This is a genomic window from Kribbella sp. NBC_00889 (assembly GCF_045207705.1).
Lineage (GTDB): Bacteria > Actinomycetota > Actinomycetes > Propionibacteriales > Kribbellaceae > Kribbella.
Window position 1 is genome coordinate 4515450 of sequence record NZ_CP108783.1, and the last position, 23995, is coordinate 4539444.

Sequence of the window (23995 nt, forward strand, 5' to 3'; positions counted from 1 at the left end):
GGGGACTGCGATGGGCATAGTCGAGGATCTGGAGCGCGCCCGGGCGGCGTTCGACCGGCGGGACTGGGCGACGGCGTACGACCGGCTGTCGTCCGCCGCCGACCTGGGCGCCGGCGATCTGCTCACGCTGGCCACCGCCGCGTACCTGGTCGGGGACGACGATGCCTGCGTCCGCTCGCTGCAGCGCGCGTACCGGCGGGAAGTTGATGACGGCAACGTTCTGGGCGCGGTCCGGCTCGCCTTCTGGCTGGCGCTGGTGCTGAACACCCGCGGCGAGGTCGCGATCGGCCTCGGCTGGGCCGCGCGGGCGGAGCGGCTGCTCGCGGACCAGGGCGACGTGGTCGAGCGCGGGTACCTCCTCGTCCACGACTTCTATCGCCGCCTCGACCAGGGCGACTTCGCGGGCGCGTTGCGCGTCGGAGCCGAGATCACCGAGGTGGCCCGCCGGTTCGGCGAGCCCGATCTGCTCGCCCAGGGCCTCGTCTGCCAGGGCCGGATGCTGATGTACTCCGGTCGCGTGCCGGAGGGCCTCGCCATGCTCGACGAAGCCATGGTGGGGGTCGCGGCCGGTGAGCTGTCACCGATCTTCGCGGGCAACGTGTACTGCGCGATGATCGAAGGCTGTCAGGAGGTGCAGGACTACTCCCGCGCGGCCGCGTGGACAGCCGCACTCACCCGGTGGTGCGACACCCAGCCGGATCTGGTGCCGTTCACCGGCCAATGCGCCGTCCATCGGGGGCAGATCCTGCGGTTGCACGGCGCCTACGGCGAGGCGGTGCAGGAGTTCGACGACGCATGCCGGCGCTATGCGTCGTCGGGCGCCCAGGCCGCGGCCGGACTCGCGCTGAGCGAGCGTGGAGACGTCCACCGGATTCTCGGCGACCTGGCCGCCGCGGAGAGGTCCTACGACGAGGCCGCCGGATTCGGTTACGACCCTCAGCCGGGCAGGGCCCTGCTGCTGCTCGCCCGGGGCCGCACCTCCGCGGCTGTCGCGGCAGTGCGGCGGTTGCTCGCGGAGACCATGGGACCGGTGTACCGGTCGCGCCTGCTCGCACCAGCCGTCGAGGTGCTGGTGGCCGGTGGAGCTGTCGACGAAGCCGCCTCGGCCGCGGAGGAACTGGCCGGGATCGCCGCCGGCTTCGGGTGTGCCGGGTTGCGCGCGGCGGCGGCGTACTCCCTGGCCCTGGTCGCACTGGAGCGGGGCGATCCGGATCAGGCCTTGCCGCAGGCCCGGGAGGCGTTGCGGTTGTGGAGCACGCTTCAGGCGCCGTACGAGATCGCACGGACGAAGGTGCTGATCGGGCGGTCGTTCCGGCTCCTCGAGGACGAGGAGTCGGCACTGACGGAGCTCACGTCCGCGTGGCGAAGCCTCGGTGAGCTCGGCGCGGTTCCGACCCGGCAGGAGGTCGAGAGGCTGCTGCACCGCGACGGCGCGGGCGGTCTCACCGCCCGCGAGATCGAGGTACTGCGCTTGGTCGCGGCGGGGCGTAGCAACGCGGAGATCGCGCAGCAGCTGGTGCTCAGCGACAAGACTGTCGCACGGCATCTGACCAACGTCTTCACCAAGCTCGACGTCCCGTCCCGGACCGCCGCGGCGGCGTACGCCCGCGACCACGACCTGCTCTGAAAGGTTCTCCGGAGGGAGCCGGTTCACTCCCGCGGGTGAGGTCCCCGGACGGCCCGCGGCCGGATGCTCGAAGCGTGAAGCAAACAACCGAGCGACCTGTTCCCCGCTGGGCGTACGGCCTGGCCCACGCGATCCCGTTCATGACACTGCCGTCCGGGCTGTGGCGTCTCGGTCTGGTCGCCGGCTCGTCGATGGGGATGCTCGACGATTCCGGCCAGCCGGCCCACCTGCGCGGCTTCGGGGAGCACTTGTACGTCGTCTGCCTGACCATCTTCGCCGAGGGGGTCGCGCTGATCACCTTCGGTCTGGTGAAGCGGTGGGGCGAGGTCGCGCCTGCCTGGATCCCGTTCATCGGCGGTCGCCGGGTCGCGCCGTACGCCGCGATCGTTCCGGCGATCCTCGGCGGGCTCTCACTGATCGCGATCTGGACCTACGGCTTCCGGGACGTCTTCAGCGACAGCTTCATCCCGTTCGGCAGCACTGGCGCGGCCGTGCTGATGATCAGCTGCTACGCGCCGCTGCAACTGTGGGGTCCGTCGGTTCTGCTCCTGACGTGGGCGTACTACCGCCGCCGTCGTCAGGTCAGCGCGCCCGCGGCCTTGGTTTCAGCGCGATAGCGGGCAACGCCGGGGCCGGCAGCGGATCGCCGTCGTACCCGGGCACCATCGGGAAGCGGTCGTTGCCACCGGCCCCGATCGCGGCCTGCCAGGCGTCCCGGGCGGCGACGATCTCCTCGTGCGAACGGCCGATGAAGTTCCACCACATCACCAGTTGCTCCTCGAACGGCTCGCCGCCGAGCAGCAGGAAGCGAACACCGTTGTCGGAGGCAACCACGTTGACCGACTCCCGGCCGGCACCGAGGTAGACCATCTCGCCGAAGCCGGGCGTCAGGTCCCCGACCGCGAGCGATCCGTCCACGATCAGTACGGCGTACTCGTTGGAGGGTGTGAGCGGCAAGGTCAGTGTGCGACCGGGCCCGACGGTGACGTCCGCGCCGACGAGCGGGGTGTACGCCGGGGCCGGCGAGGTGACACCGGCGACGGTGCCGATCATCACGGTGACGCGGGCGCCGTCGAGCTCGAGCTCGGGTAGGTCGGCGTACGCGTTGAACGCCGCCGGGGTCGTTGACCGCACTGAGTCGGGCAGCGCGACCCACAGCTGCGCGCCGTGCAGGGTGGGCGGTGCGGTCGGCGTCGACACCTCGGAGTGGGCGATGCCGTTGCCGGCGGTCATGATGTTGAGCTCACCGGGCCGGACATACGCATGCGATCCGACGCTGTCGCGGTGCTCGATCTCCCCCTCGAACAGCCAGCTGACCGTCTGCAGACTTGTGTGCGGATGCGGCGGAACCAGCATCCCCCGCTCCCCCGGCACGTCGTACGAGTCGACCCGGTGGGTGATGTCGTCCGGCCCGTAGTGGTCCACGAAGCACCAGGCACCCACCATCCGGCGGTTCTTGTTCGGCAGCAGTCGCCGTACCTTCGTCGACCGCCCCAGCACCACCTCGCGGCCCTCGAGCAACTCGACCACAGGCCCCTCGCCGTCCCCGGTCGAGAGCACCTCCGCCGGGTCCTTCTCCAGATCGCTCATACCGAGCAATCTACGCCGGATGCCCGTCGCTCAGGAGTGAGTCCAGTCCAGCAGCGCGGGCTGGTCCCAGGTGTTGATGACTCGGTCGGCGGGTACGCCGCATTCCTCCGCGCGCTCGCAGCCGTAGGGTTGCCAGTCGAGCTGGCCGGGGGCGTGGGCGTCGGTGTCGACGGAGAAGACGCAGTCCATCTCGACGGCGAGGGTCAGTAGGCGTTTGGGCGGGTCGAGGCGTTCGGGGCGGGAGTTGATCTCGACCGCCGTACCGAACTGACGGCAGGCCTCGAAGACCACCTCGGCGTCGAACTCGGACTCCGGCCGGGTACCGCGGCCGCCGGTGACCAAGCGGCCGGTGCAGTGGCCCAGGATGTCGACGTGCGGGTTCGCGACCGCGCGGACCATCCGCTCGGTCATCGGCTCGGATGCCATCCGCAGCTTGGAATGCACGCTCGCGACGACCACGTCGAGCCGGGCCAGGATCTCGCTGTCGCAGTCCAGCGAGCCGTCCTCGTTGATGTCGACCTCGATCCCGTTCAGGATCGTGAACCCGTCCAGCTCGTCCTTCAGCTTCTTGTTGAGCTCGGCAACGACCTCGATCTGCTCCAGCCGCCGTTCCCGGGACAGTCCGTTGGCGACGGTGAGCCGTGGCGAGTGGTCGGTCAGCGCCATGTACTTGTGCCCGAGGCGGTGCGCCGTACGCGCCATCTCCTCGATCGGGCTGCCGCCGTCGGACCACTCCGAGTGCAGGTGCAGGTCCGCCTTCAGCTCCGCGCGCAGCGCCCGGCCGGCAGTCGTCAGGTCACCGGCCGCCTCCTCGAGCTTGACCAGGTACGACGGTGCGGTGCCGTCCATCGCCTCCACGATCACGGCCTCGGTCTTCGGCCCGATCCCGGCCAGCTCGGTCAGTGTGCCGGCCCGGCGACGGGCGCGAACCTCGGCGGGCGGCAACGCGGCGATCGTGTCCGCCGCCCGCCGGTACGCCTTGACCCGATGGGTCGGCTGCTGGTCGCGCTCCAGGTAGTACCCGATCGCCCGAAGCGCCGCGACCGCATCCGCCACACCCGCGTTGTCCGTCATAGGCCCATCATGCCGAAGACGTGGGAGCTATGGTCTGGACGTGGCGAAGCGGAGTTCCAAGGCGCATCTCGCGCGGGCTGATCGGTTGCAGAACCAGACCGGCGCGCTCGCCACCGCGGCGATGGCGGCGATGGACGAGCAACTGCCGTGGTTCGGCACGCTGTCAGCACAGGACCGGTCGTGGATCGGGCTGGTCGCGCAGTCCGGCATCACGACGTTCGTCGACTGGTTCCGCGATCCCGAGGCGCACCCCTCGATGCCGACCCGGATCTTCGGCTCCGCGCCGAGGGAGTTCACCCGGGTCATCTCACTGCACCAGACCGTCGACCTGGTCCGCACCACGATCGAGATGATCGAGACCACCATCGGCGACCTGCTGCCGCCCGACGACGTACCGGTGGTGCGCGAGGCGATGCAGCGCTACGCCCGCGAGGTCGCGTTCGCGGCCGCCACCGTCTATGCGCAGGCCGCAGAGTTGCGCGGCGCCTGGGACGACCGGCTGGAGGCCCTGGTCGTCGACGCGGTGATCCGCGGCGAGGCCGACGACTCGGTCCGCTCCCGCGCCTCCGCCCTCGGCTGGACCGGATCGTCCGGTACGTCGGGATCCGCCGAGATCGCCGTGGTCGTCGGTCGCGCTCCGGCCAGCGAGGGGAACGCCAACGTCGCCGACGCGGTCCGGTACGCCGCCCGCGAGGCCGGCGCTGACGCTCTGTGTGCGATGCAGGGCGACCGGCTGGTGGTGGTACTCGGTGGTACTAGCAAACCTGTCGAGATCGTACAAAGGCTGGCCCACTGGTTCGGACCCGGACCGATCGTCGTCGGGCCGGTCGTGAAGGATCTGATGGCGGCCGTGACGTCGGCCCGCGCCGCCGTCGCCGGACTCCGGGCGGCGCCTGCCTGGCCGGCCGCGCCTCGCCCGGTCCTGGCCGACGAACTGCTCCCCGAGCGGTCACTCTCCGGAGACGGCCATGCCCGCCGGCAACTGGCCACCGACGTCTACGGCCCGCTCACAGTAGGGGATGGTGTACTCCTTGACACCGTTTCGACCTACCTGGACTCGGGTGGTTCGATCGAGGCGACCGCCCGGGCGATGTTCATCCACGCCAATACCGTCCGGTATCGGCTGAAGCGTGTGGCAGAGCTCACGGGCTACCACCCGCTGAACCCGCGAGACGCTTTCACACTTCGTGTCGCACTGGCCTTGGGCCGCCTGCTCAATCCCGAGCCGGGAAGCTACGTTTTGTAGGATTCCTACAAAGTCGGCCCGGTAGAATTCGTGCCCCTTCCAGGGACACGGACGGCCCGGCTCAGGGAGAGTTGTCACGTGCTCGTCATCGTCGCGCCCGGTCAGGGTGCCCAGACCCCAGGTTTCCTCGAGCCGTGGCTGGCCGATCCGGTGTTCGAGAGCCGGCTCCATTGGCTCTCCGCGGTGGCAGGCCTCGACCTCGGCCACTACGGCACGCAGGCCGACGCCGACACGATCCGGGACACCGCGATCGCGCAGCCGCTGCTGGTCGCGTCCAGCCTGCTGGCCGCGCTGGCCGTGTTCCCGCAACCCGCCGACGCCTTCACCAAGGTCGGCGCCGTCGCCGGGCACAGTGTCGGCGAGATCGCGGCGGCGGCCGGCACCGGCGTACTCACGGCCGAGCAGGCGATGGTCCTGGTCCGCGAGCGCGGCAAGGCGATGGCCGCCGCGGCCGCACAGACGGCCACCTCGATGACCGCCGTACTGGGTGGCGACCGGGACGAGGTCCTGGCCAAGCTGGCCGAGCACGGCCTGACTCCCGCGAATGACAACGGCCCCGGCCAGATCGTCGCCGCCGGCACGGTCGAGGAGCTGGCCGCGCTCGCCGCGGACCCGCCGGCCAAGACCCGGCTGATCCCGCTGTCGGTGGCCGGTGCGTTCCACACCAAGCACATGGAGCCTGCAGTCCATACCCTGGCCGGGTACGCGACCGCAATCAGCACCCACGACCCGCGGACCCGCCTGATCTCGAACCGCGACGGCCAGGTCGTGCACGACGGCCAGGACGTCCTGCGCCGGCTAGTCACCCAGGTCAACGCGCCGGTCCGCTGGGACCTGTGCATGCAGACGATGGCCGACCTCGAGGTGACCGGCATCCTGGAGCTGCCGCCGGCCGGCACACTGACCGGTATCGCGAGGCGGGCGCTGAAGGGCGTCGAGACGTTCGCGCTGAAGACCCCCGACCAGCTCGACGACGCCCGCGCGTTCGTGGACAAGCACGGCAGCCCGTCCGAGATCGACGCGTCGCCGACCTGGCGGCTGTTGGTCGCCCCGATGAAGGGCATCTTCACCCGCTCCGGGCAGGTACTGCGGGAGTCCGGTGACACGGTCGAAGCCGGCGAGGTCGTCGCGAAGGTGAAGAGCCTGCGCGACGAGCTCGACGTCAAGGCGCCGCACGGCGGCATCGTGGTCGAGTGGCTCGTCGAAGAAGGCGACCCGGTCGCCCCCGGGCAGCCGCTGGTCCGCCTCCACCCGAACGGAGCGTCCTCATGACCACGATCACGCCGTCGACAGGATCGACGTACGCCGGTGTTCTCGGCATCGGGTCGTACCGGCCGCGCCGCGTCGTACCGAACTCCGAGATCCTCGAGCAGATCGACTCCAGTGACGAGTGGATCCAGACCCGGTCCGGGATCAAGGAACGCCGCTGGGCCAGCGACGACGAGACCGTCCTGATGATGTCGGTCAACGCCGCCAGGGACGCGCTGAAGGACGCCGGGATCGAGCCGGCCCAGATCGGCTGCGTCATCGTCGCGACCGTCACGCACCTGTACCAGACCCCGGCGATCGCGACCCAGATCGCGGTCGAGGTGGGCGCGCCGACCGCGGCCGCGTTCGACATCTCCGCCGCCTGCGCGGGCTTCTGCTACGGCATCGCGATGGCCAACGACCTGGTCCGCGGTGGCAGCGCGAAGTACGTGCTGGCGATCGGGGTCGAGCGACTCAGCGACATCACCGACCGGACCGACCGCGGTACGGCGTTCATCTTCGCCGACGGAGCTGGTGCCGCGGTGGTCGGACCGACCGACGAGCCGGGGATCGGCCCGGTCGTGTGGGGATCCGACGGGACCCAGCACCGGGTGATCAGCCAGAAGGAGTCGTGGCCGGAGGCGGTCGGCAGTTCCAACTGGCCGCACCTCACGATGGACGGCAACCCGGTGTTCCGGTGGGCGTCGTTCGAGATGGCGAAGACGGCCCAGCAGGCGCTTGACGCGGCCGGCGTGAAGGCCGAGGACCTCGACCTGTTCGTGCCACACCAGGCGAATATGCGGATCACCGACGCGATGCGGCGGGCACTCAAGCTGCCCGCGCACGTGAAGGTTGCCCGCGACATCGAGCGGCAGGGCAACACCTCGGCCGCCTCGATTCCGCTGGCGATCACCGCGATGCGCGAGTCCGGCGAGGCCAGGAGCGGCGACCTCGCGCTCGTCATCGGCTTCGGCGCCGGCCTGGTGTACGCCGGCCAGGTCATCCGGGTGCCGTAGTACCCCCATAGTTGTCCGGGCGGCTCAGGTGGCCGGCCCGGCTGAAGTAGCCCCAGCAGATCCGAAAGGGAAACCGAGAAGATGGCCAGCACCGAAGAGATCCGTTCCAACCTCGCCGAGATCGTGAACGAGATCGCCGGCATCCCGGTCGAGGACGTCCAGCTGGACAAGTCCTTCACCGACGACCTCGACGTCGACTCGCTCTCCATGGTGGAGGTCGTGGTGGCCGCCGAGGAGAAGTTCGACGTGAAGATCCCCGACGACGAGGTGAAGAACCTCAAGACCGTCGGCGACGCGGTCGCGTTCATCGAGCGCGCCCAGAACGGCTGACCACCCGCCGTTTCCGTGTGCTGGCCGGTGCTCATCGGACCACCTGTCCGATGAGCACCACACACCGGCCCACACAGTGGCCCCCACATTGGCACCCGCACCACCCACCCCTCGCTCCTGTCCCCCAGATCTCGCAAAGGATGAGGTAAAGATGTCGAAGACCCGAGTCGTGATCACCGGGCTCGGAGCCACCACGCCGCTCGCCGGCGACGTGGCCGGTACCTGGGAAGGCCTGCTGGCCGGTCGCTCCGGCGCCCGGCGGCTGACCGACGAGTGGGTGCAGAACCTCGCGGTCCAGATCGCCGCTCCGGCCGCGGTCGAGCCGACCGAGGTGCTCGAGCGGGTGAAGGCCCGGCGCCTGGACCGCAACGCCCAGCTGGCCGTGGTCGCCGCCCGTGAGGCGTGGGCCGACGCCGGCCTGGAGGACTCCGGGCTGGACAGGGAGCGGCTCGGCGTAGCCGTCGCTTCCGGCATCGGTGGCCTGCACACCACGCTGTCGAACTACGACGCCCTGAAGAACAACCCGCGCCGGGTGTCGCCGCTGGCGATCCCGATGCTGATGCCGAACTCGTCCGCGGCGTACGTGAGCCTCGAGTTCGGTGCCAAGGCCGGCGTGCACACCCCGGTCTCGGCCTGTGCCTCCGGCAACGAAGCGATCGCGCTCGGCCTGGACCAGATCCGGCTCGGCCGCGCGGACGTCGTACTGGCCGGTGGGACCGAGGGCGCGATCATGGCCCTGCCGCTGGCGGCGTTCGGGCAGATGATGGCGTTGAGCAAGCGCAACGACGAGCCGGAGCGGGCCTCGCGGCCGTGGGACGTGGACCGCGACGGATTCCTGCTCGGTGAGGGCGCCGGGGTCCTGGTGCTGGAGTCGTACGAGCACGCCAAGGCGCGCGGCGCCAAGATCTATGCCGAGCTGGCCGGCGCGGGCATCTCCGCCGACGGCCACGACATCGCCCAGCCCGACCCGACCGGGTCCGGTGCGCGGCGGGCGATGGAGCGGGCGCTGGTCGAGGGCGACCTGACCCCGGCCGACATCTTCCACATCAACGCGCACGCCACCTCGACCCCGCAGGGCGACATCGCGGAGTCGCTGGCGATCCGGTTGGCGCTCGGCAACGACGCGGACCACGCGGTGGCGACCGCGCCGAAGTCGATGATCGGTCACCTGCTCGGCGCGGCCGGTGCGGTCGAGTCGATCGCGACCGTGCTCGCGCTGCACCACCGGCTGGTGCCGCCGACCATCAACGTGGACAAGCTCGACGACCGGATCGAGCTGGACGTCGCGACCGAACAGCGCAAGCTGGCCGACGGGGACCTCGCGGCGCTGAACAACTCGTTCGGCTTCGGCGGTCACAACGCCGCCATCGCCTTCAAGACGGTGTAGCCCAGCCGCCAGTCGCCCGGAGAACGGTACGCCGTACGCCGGGCAACGCCGCAGTTTCCTTCTCACCCCGGAGGACCTATGACCACCGCCCCCGTAGTACCCAAGCCCGTCAAGCTGCCCCGCGAGCAGGACCCACGCAATCCGGTCACCCGACTGACCGCCCTGCTCGACCCCGGCAGCCTGGCGCTGATCACCCCGGACAACCTGTCCGGGATGGTCGCGGCGCGTGGGACTGTCGAGGGCGCACCCGTGATCGCCTTCTGCTCCGACGCCACCGTGATGGGTGGCGCGATGGGCGACGAGGGCTGTGACGTCGTGGTCCGGGCGTACGAGGTCGCCCGGCAGGAGCAGGTGCCGATCATCGGCCTGTGGCACTCCGGCGGCGCCCGACTGGCCGAGGGCGTGCTCAGCCTGCATGCGGTCGGGAAGATCTTCTACGCGATGACACAGGCATCAGGGAAGATCCCGCAGATCTCCGTCGTCCTCGGTCCGGCCGCGGGCGGAGCGGCGTACGGGCCGGCACTGACCGACATCGTCATCCTCGGGCCGGAGGGCCGGATCTTCGTGACCGGGCCGGATGTGGTCCGTTCCGTCACCGGTGAGGACGTGGACATGCTCCGCCTCGGCGGGCCCGAGCCGCACGGCCGCCGGTCCGGCGTCGTCCACATCACGACCGACTCTGAGGCCGCGGCGATCGAGCGAGCCCGCCGGGTCACCGACCTGCTCGCGAACCAAGGAACGGTGGCGCCCAGCGTTCCCGACACCGACCTGTCCGGGCTGCTGCCGGAGTCGGCCAAGCGCGCGTACGACGTCCATCCGCTGGTCGGAGGGGTGCTCGACGAGGACTCCTCGGTCGAACTGCACCAGCGGTGGGCACCGAACATCGTCACCACACTTGGTCGGCTCGGCGGTCGCACCGTCGGCGTGATCGCCAACAACCCGCTCCGGCTGGGTGGTTGCCTCGACGCGCTATCGGCGGAGAAGGCGGCCCGGTTCGTCCGGATGTGTGACGCGTTCGGCGTACCGCTGGTGGTTCTGGTCGACGTGCCCGGGTACCTGCCCGGTGTCGGCCAGGAGTGGGACGGCGTCGTACGGCGTGGTGCGAAGCTCCTGCACGCGTTTGCAGAGGCCGTCGTACCGCGGGTGACGCTGGTGACCCGGAAGACGTACGGCGGTGCCTACATCGCGATGAACGCGCGATCGCTGGGCGCCACGCGCGTGTTCGCCTGGCCGCGCGCGGAGGTGGCCGTGATGGGCGCGGTCGCCGCGATCCGGGTGCTGCACCGGCGCAAGCTCGCCGAGGTCGACCCCGAACTGCGCCCGCAGGTCGAGGCCGAACTCGCCGCCGAACACGAGAAGCTGGCCGGAGGCATCGACCGCGCCCGCGAGATCGGCGTCGTCGACGAGGTCGTCGACCCCGCCAAGACCCGCACCGCCCTGGCCACTGCGATCGCCGACGCCGAAGCCACCGGCCGCACTCGTGGTGCCCACGGCAACATCCCGCTGTAGCACGTAGGAAGGGCGCGGACCCTGAGGTCCGCGCCCTTCACGTGGTGCGGCCGCTGTTGTCGACAACCGGGGGTGTCCCGACACCCGGTGGCCCAGCGGCCACGGCCCCTCCCACCCTAGTGGGATGTCTGATGCTCAGTCTCATCGAAATGTTCGGGGATGTCCTGCCGTTCATGGCTTTCTTCTGAAGTTCTCAGGTTCCGTTCAGACGACCTGATGGAGCCATCGGACCGGTGCCCCGTCGCCGGCGTACCGGAAGGGCTCGAGCTCGTCGTCCCAGGGGCGACCGAGCAAGCGTTCGACCTCCTCGGTCAGGTCGGCTTCGCCGCTGGCGGCCTTCAGCATCGCGGCCTTCAGCCGCTCCTCGGGCACCATGATGTCGCCGTGGACGCCGGTCGTCGCGTGGAAGACACCGAGGTCGGGCGTGAACGAGTACCGCTCGCCCTCGACGCCGTTGCTGGGCTCCTCGGTCACCTCGAACCGGAGCTTCTGCCAGCCGCGCAGCGCGGACGCCAGCTTGGCCGCCGTCCCTGCCTCGGCCTGCCATGACAGCTCGGCCCGATAGGTGCCCTGAGCTGCGGGCTGCGGCGTCCAGTCAAGTTTCACAGGCACGCCGAGTATGCCGCCCGCGGCCCACTCGACATGCGGGCACAACGCTGACGGCACCGTGTGGACGTAAAGAACGCCACGAGTCGTCGCCACCGGGACCTCCTGTGCTCGAGGGGCGCCTTCCCCAGCGTTCTCGAACAACTACTCGATCCCAGCAGACCAACTGCGTACATCTTGCACCACCGCCCCCACCAACACCAGCAACCGCGCCGTGTCAACTACATCACGGCCGTGTCGCGCTTCTGGTCGGGGTTACGGGAACCGCGAGGCCAGGGCGATGCAAGCACCGGCGGCGGCCAGGGTGAAGAGCATCGCGATGCCGGCGAAGCGGGCGGTGACTTCCTTGTCCACCTCGTCGTACCCGACCGAGGAGCCGATGTCCTTGTAGACGTCCTCGAGCTCACCCGCGGACTCCGCGGTGTACGCCTCGCCGCCGCTGATCTCGGCGACGCTGCGCAGCTCGGCGCGGTCCGGTGGGACCCGCTGGCGGATGCCGTCCATCTCGATGAAGCCGGAGTCGGTGCCGAAGCAGATCGTGTACACCGGGGTGTTCTTCGCCTTCGCGGCCTGCGCACCCTCCTGCGCCGTCCGGCCGACTGTCCGCTTCCCGTCGGACAGCAGCACGATCCGGGCCGGGGCCGGGTCGTTCGGGTGGTCGGGGTCCGGTGGGACCTGGGTGAGTGCCTGCAGTGAGGTGAAGATGCCCTCGCCGGTCGCCGTCGACTCGGCCAGTTCCAGGCCGTCGACGGAACGCAGTACCGTCGCCCGGTCGGTGGTCGGCGGAACGATGATGGACGCCGTACCGGCGAAGTTGACCAGGGCCACGTTGAACTTGCCCGGCAGCTGGTTGATGAAGTTCTTCGCCGACTTCTTCGCCGCCTCCAGCCGGTTCGGCTCGATGTCGGTCGCCATCATCGACAGCGACACGTCGACCGCGACCACGATGGTGGCCCGTTCGCGCGGCACCTTGACCTTGTCCTTGGGCTGCGCGAACGCCACGATGCACGACAGCGCGGACAGCAGCGCCAGCCCCACGGCCAGGTGCCGCCGCCACTGCGGCCGGCGCGGCGCGACCCGGTCCAGCAGGGCGATGTTGGTGAACCGCAGCGCGTACTGCGACCGTCGGTGCTGCAGGAAGATGTACGCCGCGAGCACGACCGGGATGATGAGCAGGAACCACAGTCTGGCCGGAGACAGGAACTCCATCAGCGAGCCACTCCCTTCGGCGGTTGGTGCAGGCGGGGCGCCACTCGCCGGTAGGCGAGCACGAACCGCACGGTGTCGGCGACCCAGTCCCGGTCGGTCCGCAGGACCAAGTGCCCCGCACCTACCCTACGCAGGGCGATCCGGGTTCGTTCCCGTTGCGCGAGTGCGGCCAGCCCGAACGCTTCCCGGATCTTGCGCCGGCGGGTGTCGATCTCCCGTACCTCGCCCGTCTCGGGGTCACCGATCGTGACCACGCCGATGTTCGGCAGTTCGAGCTCGCGCGGGTCGACGATCTCCACCGCGAGCACCTGGTGCTGCGCGGTGAGCTTGCGCATCGCGCGCTCCCAGGACGGCTCCAGCCGGTTGTCGACCTCACCGTCCTGAGGGGTCAGGAAGTCGGACACGACCACCCGCAGACCGCGCTTGCGTTGGGTCCGGGCCATCGATTCGAGTGCTGCGGCCAGGTCGCTGCGATGTGCTTCCTGGTCGCCCATCTGCTCGGTCAGCAGCGCCCGGAGCAGGCCATACAGGGCCAGTCGCCCGGACCGGGCCGGCCAACGCCGGAGGGCGGAGTCACGCAGCATCAGGCCACCGAACCGGTCACCCAGTCGGTGGGTGAGGAACCCGACCGTGGCGACGGCCGCGACGGCCAGCTCCCGCTTCTCCAGCTGCGACGTCCCGAAGTCCATCGACCCGGACAGGTCCACCAGGGCCCACGTCTCCAGCTCCCGGTCCGCGATCAGGTCCCGCACGTGCGGAATCGTCGTACGGGCGGTGACGGCCCAGTCCATCCGTCGTACGTCGTCCCCGATCTGGTACTCCCGGGCCTCGGCCAGCTCGGTGCCAGGCCCCGGCAGCAGGCCCAGGTGTTCCCCGTGCAGGTACCCCTCGAGCCGCCGTACGACGGTCAGCTCCAGCCGCCGGAGCGCACGCTCGGGAGCGAGCTGCGAGATCGTCATCGCAGCCCGCGGATCCGGACGGTTGGCCACTAGACGAACTCCGGGCGGCCGGTGCCGTCGTTGCCGTCACGCCAGACCGGCTGGGGCGGCGGGACCGTGGCCAGGATGCGCTCGATCACGGCGCGCGGGTCGATGTTGTCCGCGACGGCATCGAAGGTCAGGCCGAGCCGGTGACCCATCACGTCCAGCGCGACGGTCTGGATGTCGCTCGGCAGCAGGTAGTCGCGGCCGTGGATCAGTGCGAGACCCCGCCCGGCCGCGATCATGCCGAGGGTGGCCCGTGGGCTGACACCGAGCTCGATGATCGGCTCCAGGTCGGGCAGGTGGAAGTCGGACGGTGTCCGGGTCGCCATCACCAGGCGGACGGCGTACTCCGCGACGAGGTTGTGGACGAAGACCTGATCCGCGGACCGCTGCAGCTCCAGGATCGTCTCCGGCTTCAGCACCTGCCGGGGCTCCGGCGGGTCGACGCTCATCCGGCGAAGGATCTCGAACTCCTCGTGCCCGCGCGGGTGGGGTACGTCGATCTTGACCAGGAACCGGTCCCGCTGCGCCTCGGGCAGCGGGTAGACGCCCTCGGACTCGATCGGGTTCTGGGTGGCGATCACGATGAACGGCTTCGGCATCGGGAAGGTCTGGCCGCCGATCGACACCTGCCGCTCGGCCATCAGCTCCAGCATCGCGGACTGCACCTTGGCCGGGGCCCGGTTCACCTCGTCGGCGAGCACGAAGTTCACGAACGTCGGGCCGAGTTCGATGTCGAAGGCTTCCCGGGTCTGCCGGTAGATCCGGGTGCCGACGATGTCGGACGGGACCAGGTCGGGGGTGAACTGGATCCGGGCGAACGTGCCGCCGACCACCGACGCGAAGGTCCGCACCGCCAGCGTCTTGGCGACGCCGGGCACGCCCTCGAGCAGGCAGTGGCCCTTGGCGAGCAACGAGACCATCAGCGTCTCGACCATGTGCTCCTGGCCCACGATCACCCGCTTGACCTCGGTGACGGCCTCGCCGATCAGCCGGGACTGCTGGGCCACCGATCCAGCTGGCACAGTGGTTTCGGTCATGCCTGTCCTTCCGGGGTCCGCGCTCGGACCTTGGTCATCTCCGCGCCGCGTCGCTGCTGTGGCGCACTCACAACTCCGGCCATTCCATCAGATCCCCGGGTCCGCCGGGCCGACGGCCCACCAGGTCCTTTCCCCATCCTCCCCATCGACCCAAATTCACAAGCCTCGACCGGGGCCGTCACAGCGGGTGAGTTCTCCCGGTGGCGACAGTGCTACCAGGGATGTGGTGGGATTGGAGGTGATGACTGCGACGGAATCACAGGCTGAGGTGCGTACGGCGGACACGCCGGACGACGCGCCTGCGCGGGTGATCCCGGAGGCACTGCCGCTGCTGCCGGAGGATCCGCCGCGGGTCGGCGAGTACTGGCTGCGCGGCCGCCTCGGCGCGAACGCGGCCGGCTACCTGTACACCGCAAGCGCCGACGACGGCCGGAGCGCGGTGGTCGCGATGATGACCGAGGGCTCCGCGGACGACGCGGCTGCCCGGGACCGGTTCGTGAACGCCGTCGACGAGTTGCCGGACGACGCCGTACTGGCGCACAACGACTCGGACGACAACGACCTGGCGCTGTGGGTCGCGCTCGGCCCGATCCGGACCGACGACGGGACCAGCGCGGCGTCGGACGAGCGGCTGATCGCGGAGCGCCGCGGCGAGGACGTGCTGTCCGCCGTACTGATGGACCGGGTCCCGCAGAACGGACGGGTCCGCGGACCGGACTTCCGGCACTACTGGGAGGGTCGCCGCCGGCCGGGCCTGTTCCGGATCTGGCCGCTGCCGTGGCCGAACATCCTGCGCCCGGCGTCGCGCTGGGCGCTGATCTTCGCGCTGGTGACGATGGCGCTCATCATGGCGCTGGCCGTGTTCCTGGCCTGGCTGCTGTTCCGCAACGCCGAGCCGCTGGAGCCGGAGCCGGTCATCCCGACGCCGAGCAACACGGTGACGGTGACGGTCACCCCGACCACCCCGCCGCCGAACACCGGATCGACCGGACCGACGCCGACCACGAGCCAGACCCCGACGACCGGAAGCCCCACGGGTACACCGAGTTCGGGGACGCCGCCGACGAACCCCGGCGACAAGTTCTGACCCGGAATTTCAGTGGCGGGCGTCGGTGCGTGGCCTGCTCAGTGCGTGCGGCTCAGTGCGTGGCCGGCTCGCGGCCTCGGTTGAGGGTGAGCAGACCGATGAGGCTGATCACGGCCCAGCTGCCCTCGAGGAGCAGGAAACCCCACGAGGACTCGACCGCGGCGATCACCGCGAGTACCCCTGAGCCGAGCAGGTTGAGCAGTTGGTACGCGAGCGTGCGCTGACGGAGTTTGCCCGCCTGGGCGGCCGCGAAGGCGACCAGAATGGTGACCGCGCCGGCGATCTCGAGAATGTCGATGGCATGCATCGGAGTGGCCCCTCCTGGGGCGGGCGCCGTCTTGTCGTGGACCGGGTACGACGCCACTCGACCGGGGAACCGCAGACCGCGGAACCTGCCGTCAGGATACCAATCGCAGCAATTCCGGATCCCGCCACAAGGTGGCCGGCACCGGCTGCCGCACCAGGGCCGCGTCGGCGCGGATCTCGGCCGGGCTGGCCGCGGCGATCAGCACGGACGTGACCGAGGCATGCCTTGCCGGGAAGGCGAGTGCAGCCTGCGGCAACGAAACGCCGTACCGCTCGCAGACCGCAGAGATCCGCCGGACCCGGATCGCGACGGGATCGCTGGACTTCTCGCTCTGCAGGATCGGCCGGGTCAGGATGCCGGACACGATCACCGAGATAGCGCGAGCCAGGCAACGATCCAGGAGCGGCGCCGCGGACTGATCGAGGAGCGAGTACTGCCCGGACAGCAGCACACAATCCAGGTCCACATCGCGCACCAGTCCATCGAGCAGCCGCCAGTCCCCCGAGGCCACTCCGATTGCCTTGATCTCTCCCCTACGCCGCATCTCGTCCAGCACCGGGTACGCCGCCTCGATCGCGGCCTCGTCGGGATCTCGGACGAGCACCACGTCGACTGCGAACCCGAGCCGTTTCACACTCGCCCGCACCGACGCACCGGACTCCTCACCCGCCACCTTGGTGGACACGAGGAACTCACCACGCGGCCGCCGTTGCAGCGCCGTACCAAGACGTCGTTCCGACTCTCCGTACGCCGGAGAGGTGTCGAAGAACCGGATGCCGGCCTGGTACGCCGCGTCCACGGTGGCGACCGCGGCCGCGTCACCGTCCGGCCCTGGCGGTTCGCCGAGACGCGAACCGCCGAGCCCGAAGCGTGGTGGCCGGAACCTGCTCACCGAGGTGGGCGCGAGCGCATGGCTGGGAGCGGCCATCGCACTGTCACCTCCCATGGTTGGCAGTAGCTACCAGGATCGGTGAGACGCGACGACTTCGCATCCCGAACTCGCCCGAGTCAGCGGCCGGGACCGTCGTCAGGGCGCGGATCCTTGTTGCGTTGACGATTCAGCACTGTGAGCTTGCCCGGTCAGAGGATCACGAGATGCTGATCCAGGACGGGTCGCTCGCCGGGGAACTGAAGGTGACCGACGTACCGAGAGCGCTCCGGCCGAGGTAGCGAGGGTCGACCGTGTCCACCACGACGACCAGATGGTTGCCGGCCGGGACCTCCCAACTGGTCGCCTCGAGTCGCACGTCGATCGGCACCGCCTTGCCTGGGGTCGCGCCGCGCAGGGTCAACGGCTTGTGCGTGATCAGCGAGCCGACGCCGAGCGCGTTGACGTCGTACAGATAGGCGAAGAGCGAGGTGTTCGGACCGGACGGCTTGACCGTCAGATGCAGCTTCGGCGTGCCGTTGACCACGGCGCCACTGGTGTAGACCGGGCCGGACCAGACGCCCGCGAACGACCTGTCCACGAGCCGAGTCGCGACCGCGGTCGGGATCGACAGAAGCCCTTGCAGCGCGCCGGAAACGAGCACCACGCCGCTGTCCGCGAGGGTCGGCACACCAGCGGCGATGTTGCTGGTCCACCCCGTCGAGGCCTGCGACTGGAGACTGCCGGTGCGCGACAACCCGGTCGGCTTGGTGAGGTACGCCGTAAGCGACTGTCCGACGGCGGCCCAGCTCGGGTACCCACGCCACCCGCCGCGTTGCGACTTCAGCTGCACCGGCGCCTCGGCGTCGGCGCCGTTGTCCGCGCCCGCGATGTAGTGCCGCAGCCAGGCCGCGAGCTCGTCCCAGGTCTCGTTGGGCAGGCCGATCGCGCCGGGCACCTCAGGGGTCGCATGGTCGCCGTGCGCGAGCAGCAGCCGCTTCGGGCCGGTCAGCCGGGTGAAGAAGTCGGTGTACTGCGAGGGCGGGAAGATCGAGTCCTCGAACGCGTTGGCCAGGAACACCGCCGGGGCCTTCGCGTTGACCCGGTCGACCATCGTCGCGGCCGACCTGACCGGCGCCAGCTGCTTGGCCTCGGCGATCGCGCCGTCGAAGTTCCCGGTGACGAACTTGGTCTGCAGCGACGCCATCTCCGGACCCGGACGGCCGGTGATATTGCCGAGGGCAAGCAGACCGGCGACGGACTGGAGCGCGACCGTGTCGTTCGGATCGAGCGACGCGATCAGGTCGGCCCAGCCGCTCATCGCGCCGACCGCCTTGATCCGCGGGTCCTGCGCACTCGCGAGCAGCGAGGTGCCGGCGCCGTACGAGATCCCGACCGCGGCGACGCGGCCGGTGTCGGCCGGCGTGTGGTGATCGGCCCAGTCGATCACCTTGCTGACGTCGGCGACGGTCGGCGGGCCGGCGATGTCGATGCCGCCGCCGGAATCCCAGAAGCCGCGACTCGAGTACGCGATGACCTGGAACCCGGACCTGGCCAGCTTCGCGCCCTGACCGACGTACTCGACGTTCGGCACGCCCCAGCTCGACGGCATCACCACGAGCGGGAACGGCCCGTCGCCCTGGCCGGTCGGCGTCAGCACGACGGCGCCGATCCCGATCCCGTCCGCCCCGGGGATGCGCTGGTACGACGTACTGAAGCCTGCCGCGGACTGGTCGGCCTCGGCACGCGGACCGATGGTGATGAGGGCCAGCGCAACGGCAAGGGCGACAGCGAGGGCGGCTGCGAGTCTGCGCACGTGAGACCTCCGGCGTCCGGACTACCATCGAGAATTACCGGAGGGTAACCAGAAAGCTGCCGCTGTGTCACTATCTCGGCACGGTGAGTGCCGGATCCACTCCGGTTGCCTCGATCGACCACTCCCACAGCCGCTTGGCCAGGTCGGGGTCCTGCGCGGTGCGGGTCGGGTGCGCGAGCGCCGGCTTGCCGCGGAACCCGAGGAAGCCCGGGCCGACGTACGAGCCGGGGCGCAGGTCAGGGTTGGTCGCGGCATACAGGCTCGGCCAGGCCCCTGCCGCGGCGGACTGCGCGAACAGCGTGTTCCCGATGGCCATCAGGTTGGCCATGAACCGCTGCCCCGCGAGTTCCGGGCCGTAGGCCTGCAGGTTGGTGGACGCGTAGCCGGGATGTGCGCCGGCGCTGAGCAGCTTCACGCCGGCAGCGCGGGCGCGGCGGTCGAGCTCGAGCATGAAGAGCACGTTCGCGAGCTTCGACTTCCCGTACGCGTCCCACTTGGAGTAGCCGCTGGCGGGTCGCCGGAAGTCCGCCTCCGCGATCCCGCGAACAGTCGTGTGCACGAACGAGCTGACCGTCACGACCCGGGCCGCGGGCGCCTTGAGCAGCAACGGCAGCAGCCGGCCGGTGAGGGCGAAATGCCCGAGATGGTTGGTGCCGATCTGGAGCTCGAAACCGTCCTTGGTCTGCAGGTACGGCGTCGCCATCACGCCGGCGTTGTTCACGAGCAGGTCGAGCGTGTTGTAGGTCGCGGTGAGCTTGCCGGCCGCCTGCTCGACACTCGCCAGATCGGCCAGGTCCAGCTCGACGACTGTGGGCTGCCGGCCGGATGCGTCGGCAAGGGCTTGGGAGACCTTGGCAGCCTTCTCCGGATTGCGCGCGCCGATGAGCACCTCGGCGCCGTGTCCCAGCAGTTCGAGCGCCGTCTCGTACCCAAGGCCGCTGGTGGCGCCGGTGACCAGCGCCCGTCGTCCGGTCAGGTCGGGGATGTCCGCCGTACTCCAAGTCATGCGCCCACAGTAGTCGTGAGCGCACAACCTGGAGCGACCGTCAGAGGATCTTGCGCGCCTTGAAGGCGTCGGTCACCTGCTGCGCGGCGGGCTTGCCGTAGAGCAGCCGGGCAGCCTGGACGGTGTCCTGGGCCGCGGCGGCGAACGAGGTGTCCGGGTCGTAGAAGAACGTCGCCTCGAGGATCACCTTGTTGGCCTTGGTCCGGCCGAGGGCACGGTTGATGTCCCACAGCGCGTTCGACCAGATCTCACCGTCGTCGTGCACCTCACCGACGATGTCGTCGGTGGTCTTGCCGGTGTCGGTACGACGCAGGCAGTGCGGCTCGGTGCTGGTGTACGACGTCGCGTCCCAGTCCATCACGCAGGGCAGCTCGAAGCCCTTGCTGACCGGCTCGGACATGGTGACGGCCCAGTAGTCGCCGAAGCCCTCACCGATCGATCCGGCCGCCACGTTCGAGCCGAATCCCGGCACCACGTCGTCCTGGATCGCGTGACCGTACTCGTGCCAGATCACCTCGGCGTCCTCGGCGTCGTCGACGCCGCCTTCGCCCATCGTGATCATGTCGTCGTCCGGGGAGTAGAACGAGTTGTCGCCGGCGAACGTGTTGATCGAGAAGTCCTGCGACTCGTTGTTCACCTCGGTGAAGCCCAGCTGGTGGATGTACTCCTGCGTCTGGTTGACGTGGTAGTACGCCATCACCTGCTCGAACTTGTTGTTCGCGCGCTGGTAGACGAAGTTGTTGTTCGTGTTCTGTGCGACCCCGCCCTTGGCCTCGTCGATGTTCACGTAGGTGCCGTTGAGCTTGCCGGAGCCGTCCAGGTTCCGCAGGATCACGTTCTTCTGCGCCAGGAACAGGGCGTCCTGGTTCTTGTCGTTCTGGTCGGTCAGCTTCTCGTTCTTCTCGCTGACCACCGGGTTCGGGTCGAACACCGAGCCGTGGCCGTCGACGTTCTGGCTGATCACCTTCGACTCGACCACGGTCCCGCTCTTGGCGTCGACCAGGGACTGGCTGACGCCCTCGGCCGACTTACTGGTCACCTTCCACACCACCCGCGCGTCCTTGCCTCCGACGACGGCAAGCTGGGCCGCGCCTTGGGTGGCGGTCGGCGCCGGTACGGCGTCCTTGTGCGGCCCGGCGATCCGGGCCCGGGCGGCGCGGGCGCTGACGACGCTGTTCGCGCTGCTGGTGGCTGTTGCCGCAGGCACCTTCGCCGACACGTCCAGATCGGCCGGAATGGCGTCCCGTCCGTCGGCGATCTCGACACCGCCGGCCTTGGTCTCGTGCTTGGCGTAGTACCCGTTGACGACAGGCAGGCCCTTGAAGGTCTGCTGGTACCAGTAGTGCTTGCCGAGCAGCGACGTCTTGGTCTTGATCAGCTTCAGGTTGCCCAGGGTCGTGGCCTCCGGCGCGGCCCCCGCGGCGCTGGTGACGGACAGCCCGAGCGAGATGGTGGCCAGTCCGGCGGTGACGGCCACGACCGCCTTGCGGCGTTTCGTCATACGTTCCCTCCCACAGTCGACGAACCCGTTCGTGTTGCGTGATGCAACAACTACAATCCGTCGAGACCCTAGTTCGCCTCACTGCCTGCTGGGAAGCGATAGTCCCCGTCGTTCCGCGCCCGCAAGGGAAAACCTGTCGACCGCCCGCAGCGTCCGGCCGGGCTGGCGCCTTCACCCGATCGCGAGAGGTTTGGTCGGGTAGTTGCGCAGGACGAGCGAGGTGCTGACCGGCCCGAGACGCCCGATCGCGTCGACCACCTGCTCCAGGCGGCCGGCGTCAGGCGTGTGGACGTCGAGGAGGAAACAGTCCTCACCGGTCAGCCGGTAGGTCGCGGTGATCTCCGGGAGACCGGCGAACAGCTCGAGCGCCTCCGGGATCCGTGCATGCAGCGTCCGGATCCGCACCGCCGCGTGGATGTTGAGCCCGATCCGGGCCGGATCCACGATCGCTTGATAGCCGGTGATCACGCCGGACCGCTCGAGCCGCTGAATCCGCGCCGACACCGCCGGCTGCGACAGATTCACCTGCCGCCCGATGTCGGCACCACTCAACCGCCCGTCGGTCTGCAGGATCGCCAGGATCTCCCGGTCGATCGCATCCAATGAATTCGTGTTCGATTCGCTCATCTGCCTTCGATCCATCAGCTGACACGCCTCCCTGCCAATGACCGGCACCATGATGGTGACATCTCTGATCACCTCTTGGGAGCTGTCTCATGCATTTCATCATCGTCCCCGGCCTGAACGGCTCCGATCACAACCACTGGCAGTCCGCCTGGGAATCCGGCTGGCTCGCCAACTCGACCCGCATCGCACCGGCATCCTGGACGCATCCCGACCGCGACGACTGGACCGCCGCGATCGACCACGCGGCCGGTCAGGTCGCCGACGACGACGTTGTCCTCGTCACGCACAGCCTCGGTTGCTACGCCGCCGCTCACTGGCTGACCACGAGTGCAGCACCCCACGTGCGTGGAGTCTTCATGGTCGCGTCACCGGACCAACGCGCACCCACATTCCCGACCACGCTTCTCTCGACCTTCGCCCGCCTCGAGCCCAGTCCCCTACGCCTCCCCGCCGTACTGGTCGCCAGCGACGACGACCCGTACTGCACCGTGGAAGCCGCGGCCGGCCTCGCCGTCAACTGGGCCGTCCCTCTTGTCACCACGGGCCGCCAAGGCCACATCAATTCCGACAGCGATCTCGGTCTGTGGCCTCTCGGCCAGCGACTCCTCACCAGCTTCGTGGCCGGCCTTGGCCTGACGGTCGCCACTTGACGCTGACGATCGGGGATCGTCGTATCGCCCCGAACACCAGGTCTCACTGGCGAGCGGCTCGAGTAGAGGACCGAACCTGGCCGCTTCTTCTCGTAGCGTCGAACCCGACGTACAGGAGAGGATCCCGCCATGACCAAGCTGAGCCTGCAGGCCCTGAGTCGCGCAACCCTGGAGCGGCAGTGGCTGCTCGAACGCCGGGACGCGACCGCGCTGGAGGCGATCGAGCACCTCGTCGGTATGCAGGCGCAGTCACCACTCGCGCCGTACGTCGGACTGTGGACGCGACTGCAGTCCTTCCAGCCGGAGGAACTCGCCACCCTGCTGGAGGAGCGGCAGGCCGTCCGCGGTTCGATGATGCGGGCGACGATCCACTTGATGTCGAGCCGCGACTTCCTCGCGTTCCGCCCGCTGATCCAGCCGCGGCTCGAGCGCGAGGTGTTCCAGAACATGACCTACGGCCGGCACCGCCTCGAGGGTCTCGACATCGACGCCGTACTGCGAGCCGGTATCGACCGCATGACCGCCGGCCCGGCGACCGCCGTACAACTGCGTGAACACCTCGGCCCACTCTGGCCCGACCGCGAACCCGCCGCACTGGCCCACGCCGTACGCTGCCTGCTCCCCACCATCCAGACCCCGCCACGCGGCATCTGGGGCAAAGGCGGCAACCCCGCCATGTCCACCGCTGACCTCTGGCTCGACTCCCCCGTCGACCCCGCCGCCTCCACCGACCCGGTCCCGTCCCTCGAGCGGCTCGTACTGCGCTACCTGGCCGCGTACGGCCCTGCCTCGGTCGCCGACGCCCAGACCTGGTCCGGCCTCACCCGCCTCGCCGAGATCTTCGACCGCCTGGACCTTCGCACCTACACCGACGCCACCACCGGCCGAACCCTCTACGACCTCCCCACCATCACCCTCCCCGCCGAAGACACTCCCGCCCCAACCCGCTTCCTCCCCGAATTCGACAACCTCCTCCTCTCCCACGCCGACCGAACCCGCTGGATAGACACCCCCACCCGCCAGCAACTAACCCTCCAGGAAGTCCTGACCCGAGGCTCCCTCCTCCACAACGGCCAAGCCACCGCCCTCTGGAAGCAAACCAAGTCCAAGAAGTCAGCCCTCCTGGACATCGAGCCGATCATCAAACTGACTCGCTCCGCCCGCACCGCGATCGAGTCAGAAGCCCACAACCTCCTGACTTTCGCCGCCCCCAACACCACCCACGAAGTCAGGTTCACCGAATCCTGATCCGCCACTCTCTCCAGCTC

General features: G+C 69.5%; 23 protein-coding genes and 1 riboswitch. Of the genes, 11 read left to right on the forward strand and 12 right to left on the reverse strand.

From position 1 onward, the window contains the following. Window positions 1-10: 10 nt before the first annotated feature. Window positions 11-1627 (forward strand): LuxR C-terminal-related transcriptional regulator, encoded by a 1617-nt coding sequence (locus tag OG817_RS21745; RefSeq protein ID WP_406057288.1) that lies wholly within the window; start codon window positions 11-13, stop codon window positions 1625-1627. Between the two features lie 74 nt (window positions 1628-1701). Then, on the forward strand, window positions 1702-2244 hold the full coding sequence (locus OG817_RS21750) for a hypothetical protein (protein WP_406057290.1): 543 nt from the start codon (window positions 1702-1704) through the stop codon (window positions 2242-2244). Here the strand turns inward: OG817_RS21750 and OG817_RS21755 are convergent. Then, window positions 2210-3217 (reverse strand): pirin family protein, encoded by a 1008-nt coding sequence (locus tag OG817_RS21755; protein ID WP_406057292.1) that lies wholly within the window; start codon window positions 3215-3217, stop codon window positions 2210-2212. The genes OG817_RS21750 and OG817_RS21755 overlap by 35 nt on opposite strands. A gap of 30 nt (window positions 3218-3247) precedes the next feature. Further along, on the reverse strand, window positions 3248-4291 hold the full coding sequence (locus OG817_RS21760) for a PHP domain-containing protein (protein ID WP_406057294.1): 1044 nt from the start codon (window positions 4289-4291) through the stop codon (window positions 3248-3250). Window positions 4292-4331: 40 nt separating this feature from the next. Here OG817_RS21760 and OG817_RS21765 point away from each other — a divergent pair, with 40 nt between their 5' ends. The 6 genes from OG817_RS21765 to OG817_RS21790 all read left to right on the forward strand — a co-directional run bounded on the left by OG817_RS21765 (window position 4332) and on the right by OG817_RS21790 (window position 11027). Next, a complete protein-coding gene (locus tag OG817_RS21765) occupies window positions 4332-5537 on the forward strand; it encodes a PucR family transcriptional regulator (RefSeq protein ID WP_396397419.1) in 1206 nt (401 codons plus the stop codon). A gap of 78 nt (window positions 5538-5615) precedes the next feature. Further along, a complete protein-coding gene (locus OG817_RS21770; RefSeq protein ID WP_406057297.1) occupies window positions 5616-6809 on the forward strand; it encodes an acyltransferase domain-containing protein in 1194 nt (397 codons plus the stop codon). Next, window positions 6806-7801 (forward strand): beta-ketoacyl-ACP synthase III, encoded by a 996-nt coding sequence (locus OG817_RS21775; RefSeq protein WP_406057299.1) that lies wholly within the window; start codon window positions 6806-6808, stop codon window positions 7799-7801. Before OG817_RS21770 ends, OG817_RS21775 begins: the two co-directional genes overlap by 4 nt. 81 nt (window positions 7802-7882) lie before the next feature. Beyond that, window positions 7883-8131 (forward strand): acyl carrier protein, encoded by a 249-nt coding sequence (locus OG817_RS21780; protein ID WP_130446978.1) that lies wholly within the window; start codon window positions 7883-7885, stop codon window positions 8129-8131. Window positions 8132-8282: 151 nt separating this feature from the next. Beyond that, entirely contained in the window at window positions 8283-9518 is a 1236-nt protein-coding gene (locus OG817_RS21785) for a beta-ketoacyl-[acyl-carrier-protein] synthase family protein (protein WP_406057302.1), read from the forward strand. Window positions 9519-9596: 78 nt separating this feature from the next. Further along, a complete protein-coding gene (locus OG817_RS21790; protein ID WP_406057304.1) occupies window positions 9597-11027 on the forward strand; it encodes an acyl-CoA carboxylase subunit beta in 1431 nt (476 codons plus the stop codon). Window positions 11028-11231: 204 nt separating this feature from the next. Here OG817_RS21790 and OG817_RS21795 read toward each other — a convergent pair whose 3' ends face one another. The 4 genes from OG817_RS21795 to OG817_RS21810 all read right to left on the reverse strand — a co-directional run bounded on the left by OG817_RS21795 (window position 11232) and on the right by OG817_RS21810 (window position 14865). Continuing rightward, window positions 11232-11729, reverse strand: coding sequence for a DUF3145 domain-containing protein (locus OG817_RS21795; RefSeq protein WP_396397429.1), 498 nt, complete (start codon window positions 11727-11729; stop codon window positions 11232-11234). Between the two features lie 159 nt (window positions 11730-11888). Continuing rightward, window positions 11889-12842, reverse strand: coding sequence for a VWA domain-containing protein (locus OG817_RS21800; protein ID WP_360453169.1), 954 nt, complete (start codon window positions 12840-12842; stop codon window positions 11889-11891). Next, entirely contained in the window at window positions 12842-13801 is a 960-nt protein-coding gene (locus OG817_RS21805) for a DUF58 domain-containing protein (protein WP_406057307.1), read from the reverse strand. Before OG817_RS21805 ends, OG817_RS21800 begins: the two co-directional genes overlap by 1 nt. Before the next feature lie 29 nt (window positions 13802-13830). Then, window positions 13831-14865 (reverse strand): MoxR family ATPase, encoded by a 1035-nt coding sequence (locus OG817_RS21810; RefSeq protein WP_360453163.1) that lies wholly within the window; start codon window positions 14863-14865, stop codon window positions 13831-13833. Between the two features lie 241 nt (window positions 14866-15106). Here OG817_RS21810 and OG817_RS21815 point away from each other — a divergent pair, with 241 nt between their 5' ends. Then, a complete protein-coding gene (locus tag OG817_RS21815) occupies window positions 15107-15952 on the forward strand; it encodes a hypothetical protein (RefSeq protein WP_406057309.1) in 846 nt (281 codons plus the stop codon). Between the two features lie 52 nt (window positions 15953-16004). Here OG817_RS21815 and OG817_RS21820 read toward each other — a convergent pair whose 3' ends face one another. The 6 genes from OG817_RS21820 to OG817_RS21845 all read right to left on the reverse strand — a co-directional run bounded on the left by OG817_RS21820 (window position 16005) and on the right by OG817_RS21845 (window position 22077). Next, window positions 16005-16259, reverse strand: a complete 255-nt coding sequence (locus OG817_RS21820; protein ID WP_360453158.1) for a hypothetical protein — start codon at window positions 16257-16259, stop codon at window positions 16005-16007. Between the two features lie 20 nt (window positions 16260-16279). Continuing rightward, a riboswitch (guanidine-III (ykkC-III) riboswitch) is annotated at window positions 16280-16347 on the reverse strand. 3 nt (window positions 16348-16350) lie between these two features. After that, window positions 16351-17187 (reverse strand): aldo/keto reductase, encoded by an 837-nt coding sequence (locus OG817_RS21825; protein ID WP_406057312.1) that lies wholly within the window; start codon window positions 17185-17187, stop codon window positions 16351-16353. A gap of 160 nt (window positions 17188-17347) precedes the next feature. After that, entirely contained in the window at window positions 17348-18943 is a 1596-nt protein-coding gene (locus OG817_RS21830) for a CocE/NonD family hydrolase (protein WP_406057314.1), read from the reverse strand. 70 nt (window positions 18944-19013) lie between these two features. After that, window positions 19014-19949 (reverse strand): oxidoreductase, encoded by a 936-nt coding sequence (locus OG817_RS21835; protein ID WP_406057316.1) that lies wholly within the window; start codon window positions 19947-19949, stop codon window positions 19014-19016. A 40-nt stretch (window positions 19950-19989) separates the two neighbouring features. Continuing rightward, complete coding sequence (locus tag OG817_RS21840; protein WP_406057318.1) at window positions 19990-21450, reverse strand: M4 family metallopeptidase; 1461 nt, start codon at window positions 21448-21450, stop codon at window positions 19990-19992. A 171-nt stretch (window positions 21451-21621) separates the two neighbouring features. Further along, complete coding sequence (locus OG817_RS21845; RefSeq protein ID WP_406057320.1) at window positions 21622-22077, reverse strand: Lrp/AsnC family transcriptional regulator; 456 nt, start codon at window positions 22075-22077, stop codon at window positions 21622-21624. An 89-nt stretch (window positions 22078-22166) separates the two neighbouring features. Between OG817_RS21845 and OG817_RS21850 the strand changes: the two genes are divergently transcribed. Both OG817_RS21850 and OG817_RS21855 read left to right on the forward strand, forming a co-directional pair. Then, window positions 22167-22727 carry an RBBP9/YdeN family alpha/beta hydrolase gene (locus OG817_RS21850; RefSeq protein WP_406057322.1) on the forward strand — a complete coding sequence of 187 codons (561 nt, stop codon included), beginning with the start codon at window positions 22167-22169 and terminating at the stop codon, window positions 22725-22727. Window positions 22728-22856: 129 nt separating this feature from the next. Continuing rightward, window positions 22857-23975, forward strand: coding sequence for a winged helix DNA-binding domain-containing protein (locus OG817_RS21855; protein ID WP_406057324.1), 1119 nt, complete (start codon window positions 22857-22859; stop codon window positions 23973-23975). The last annotated feature ends 20 nt before the right edge of the window (window positions 23976-23995 follow it).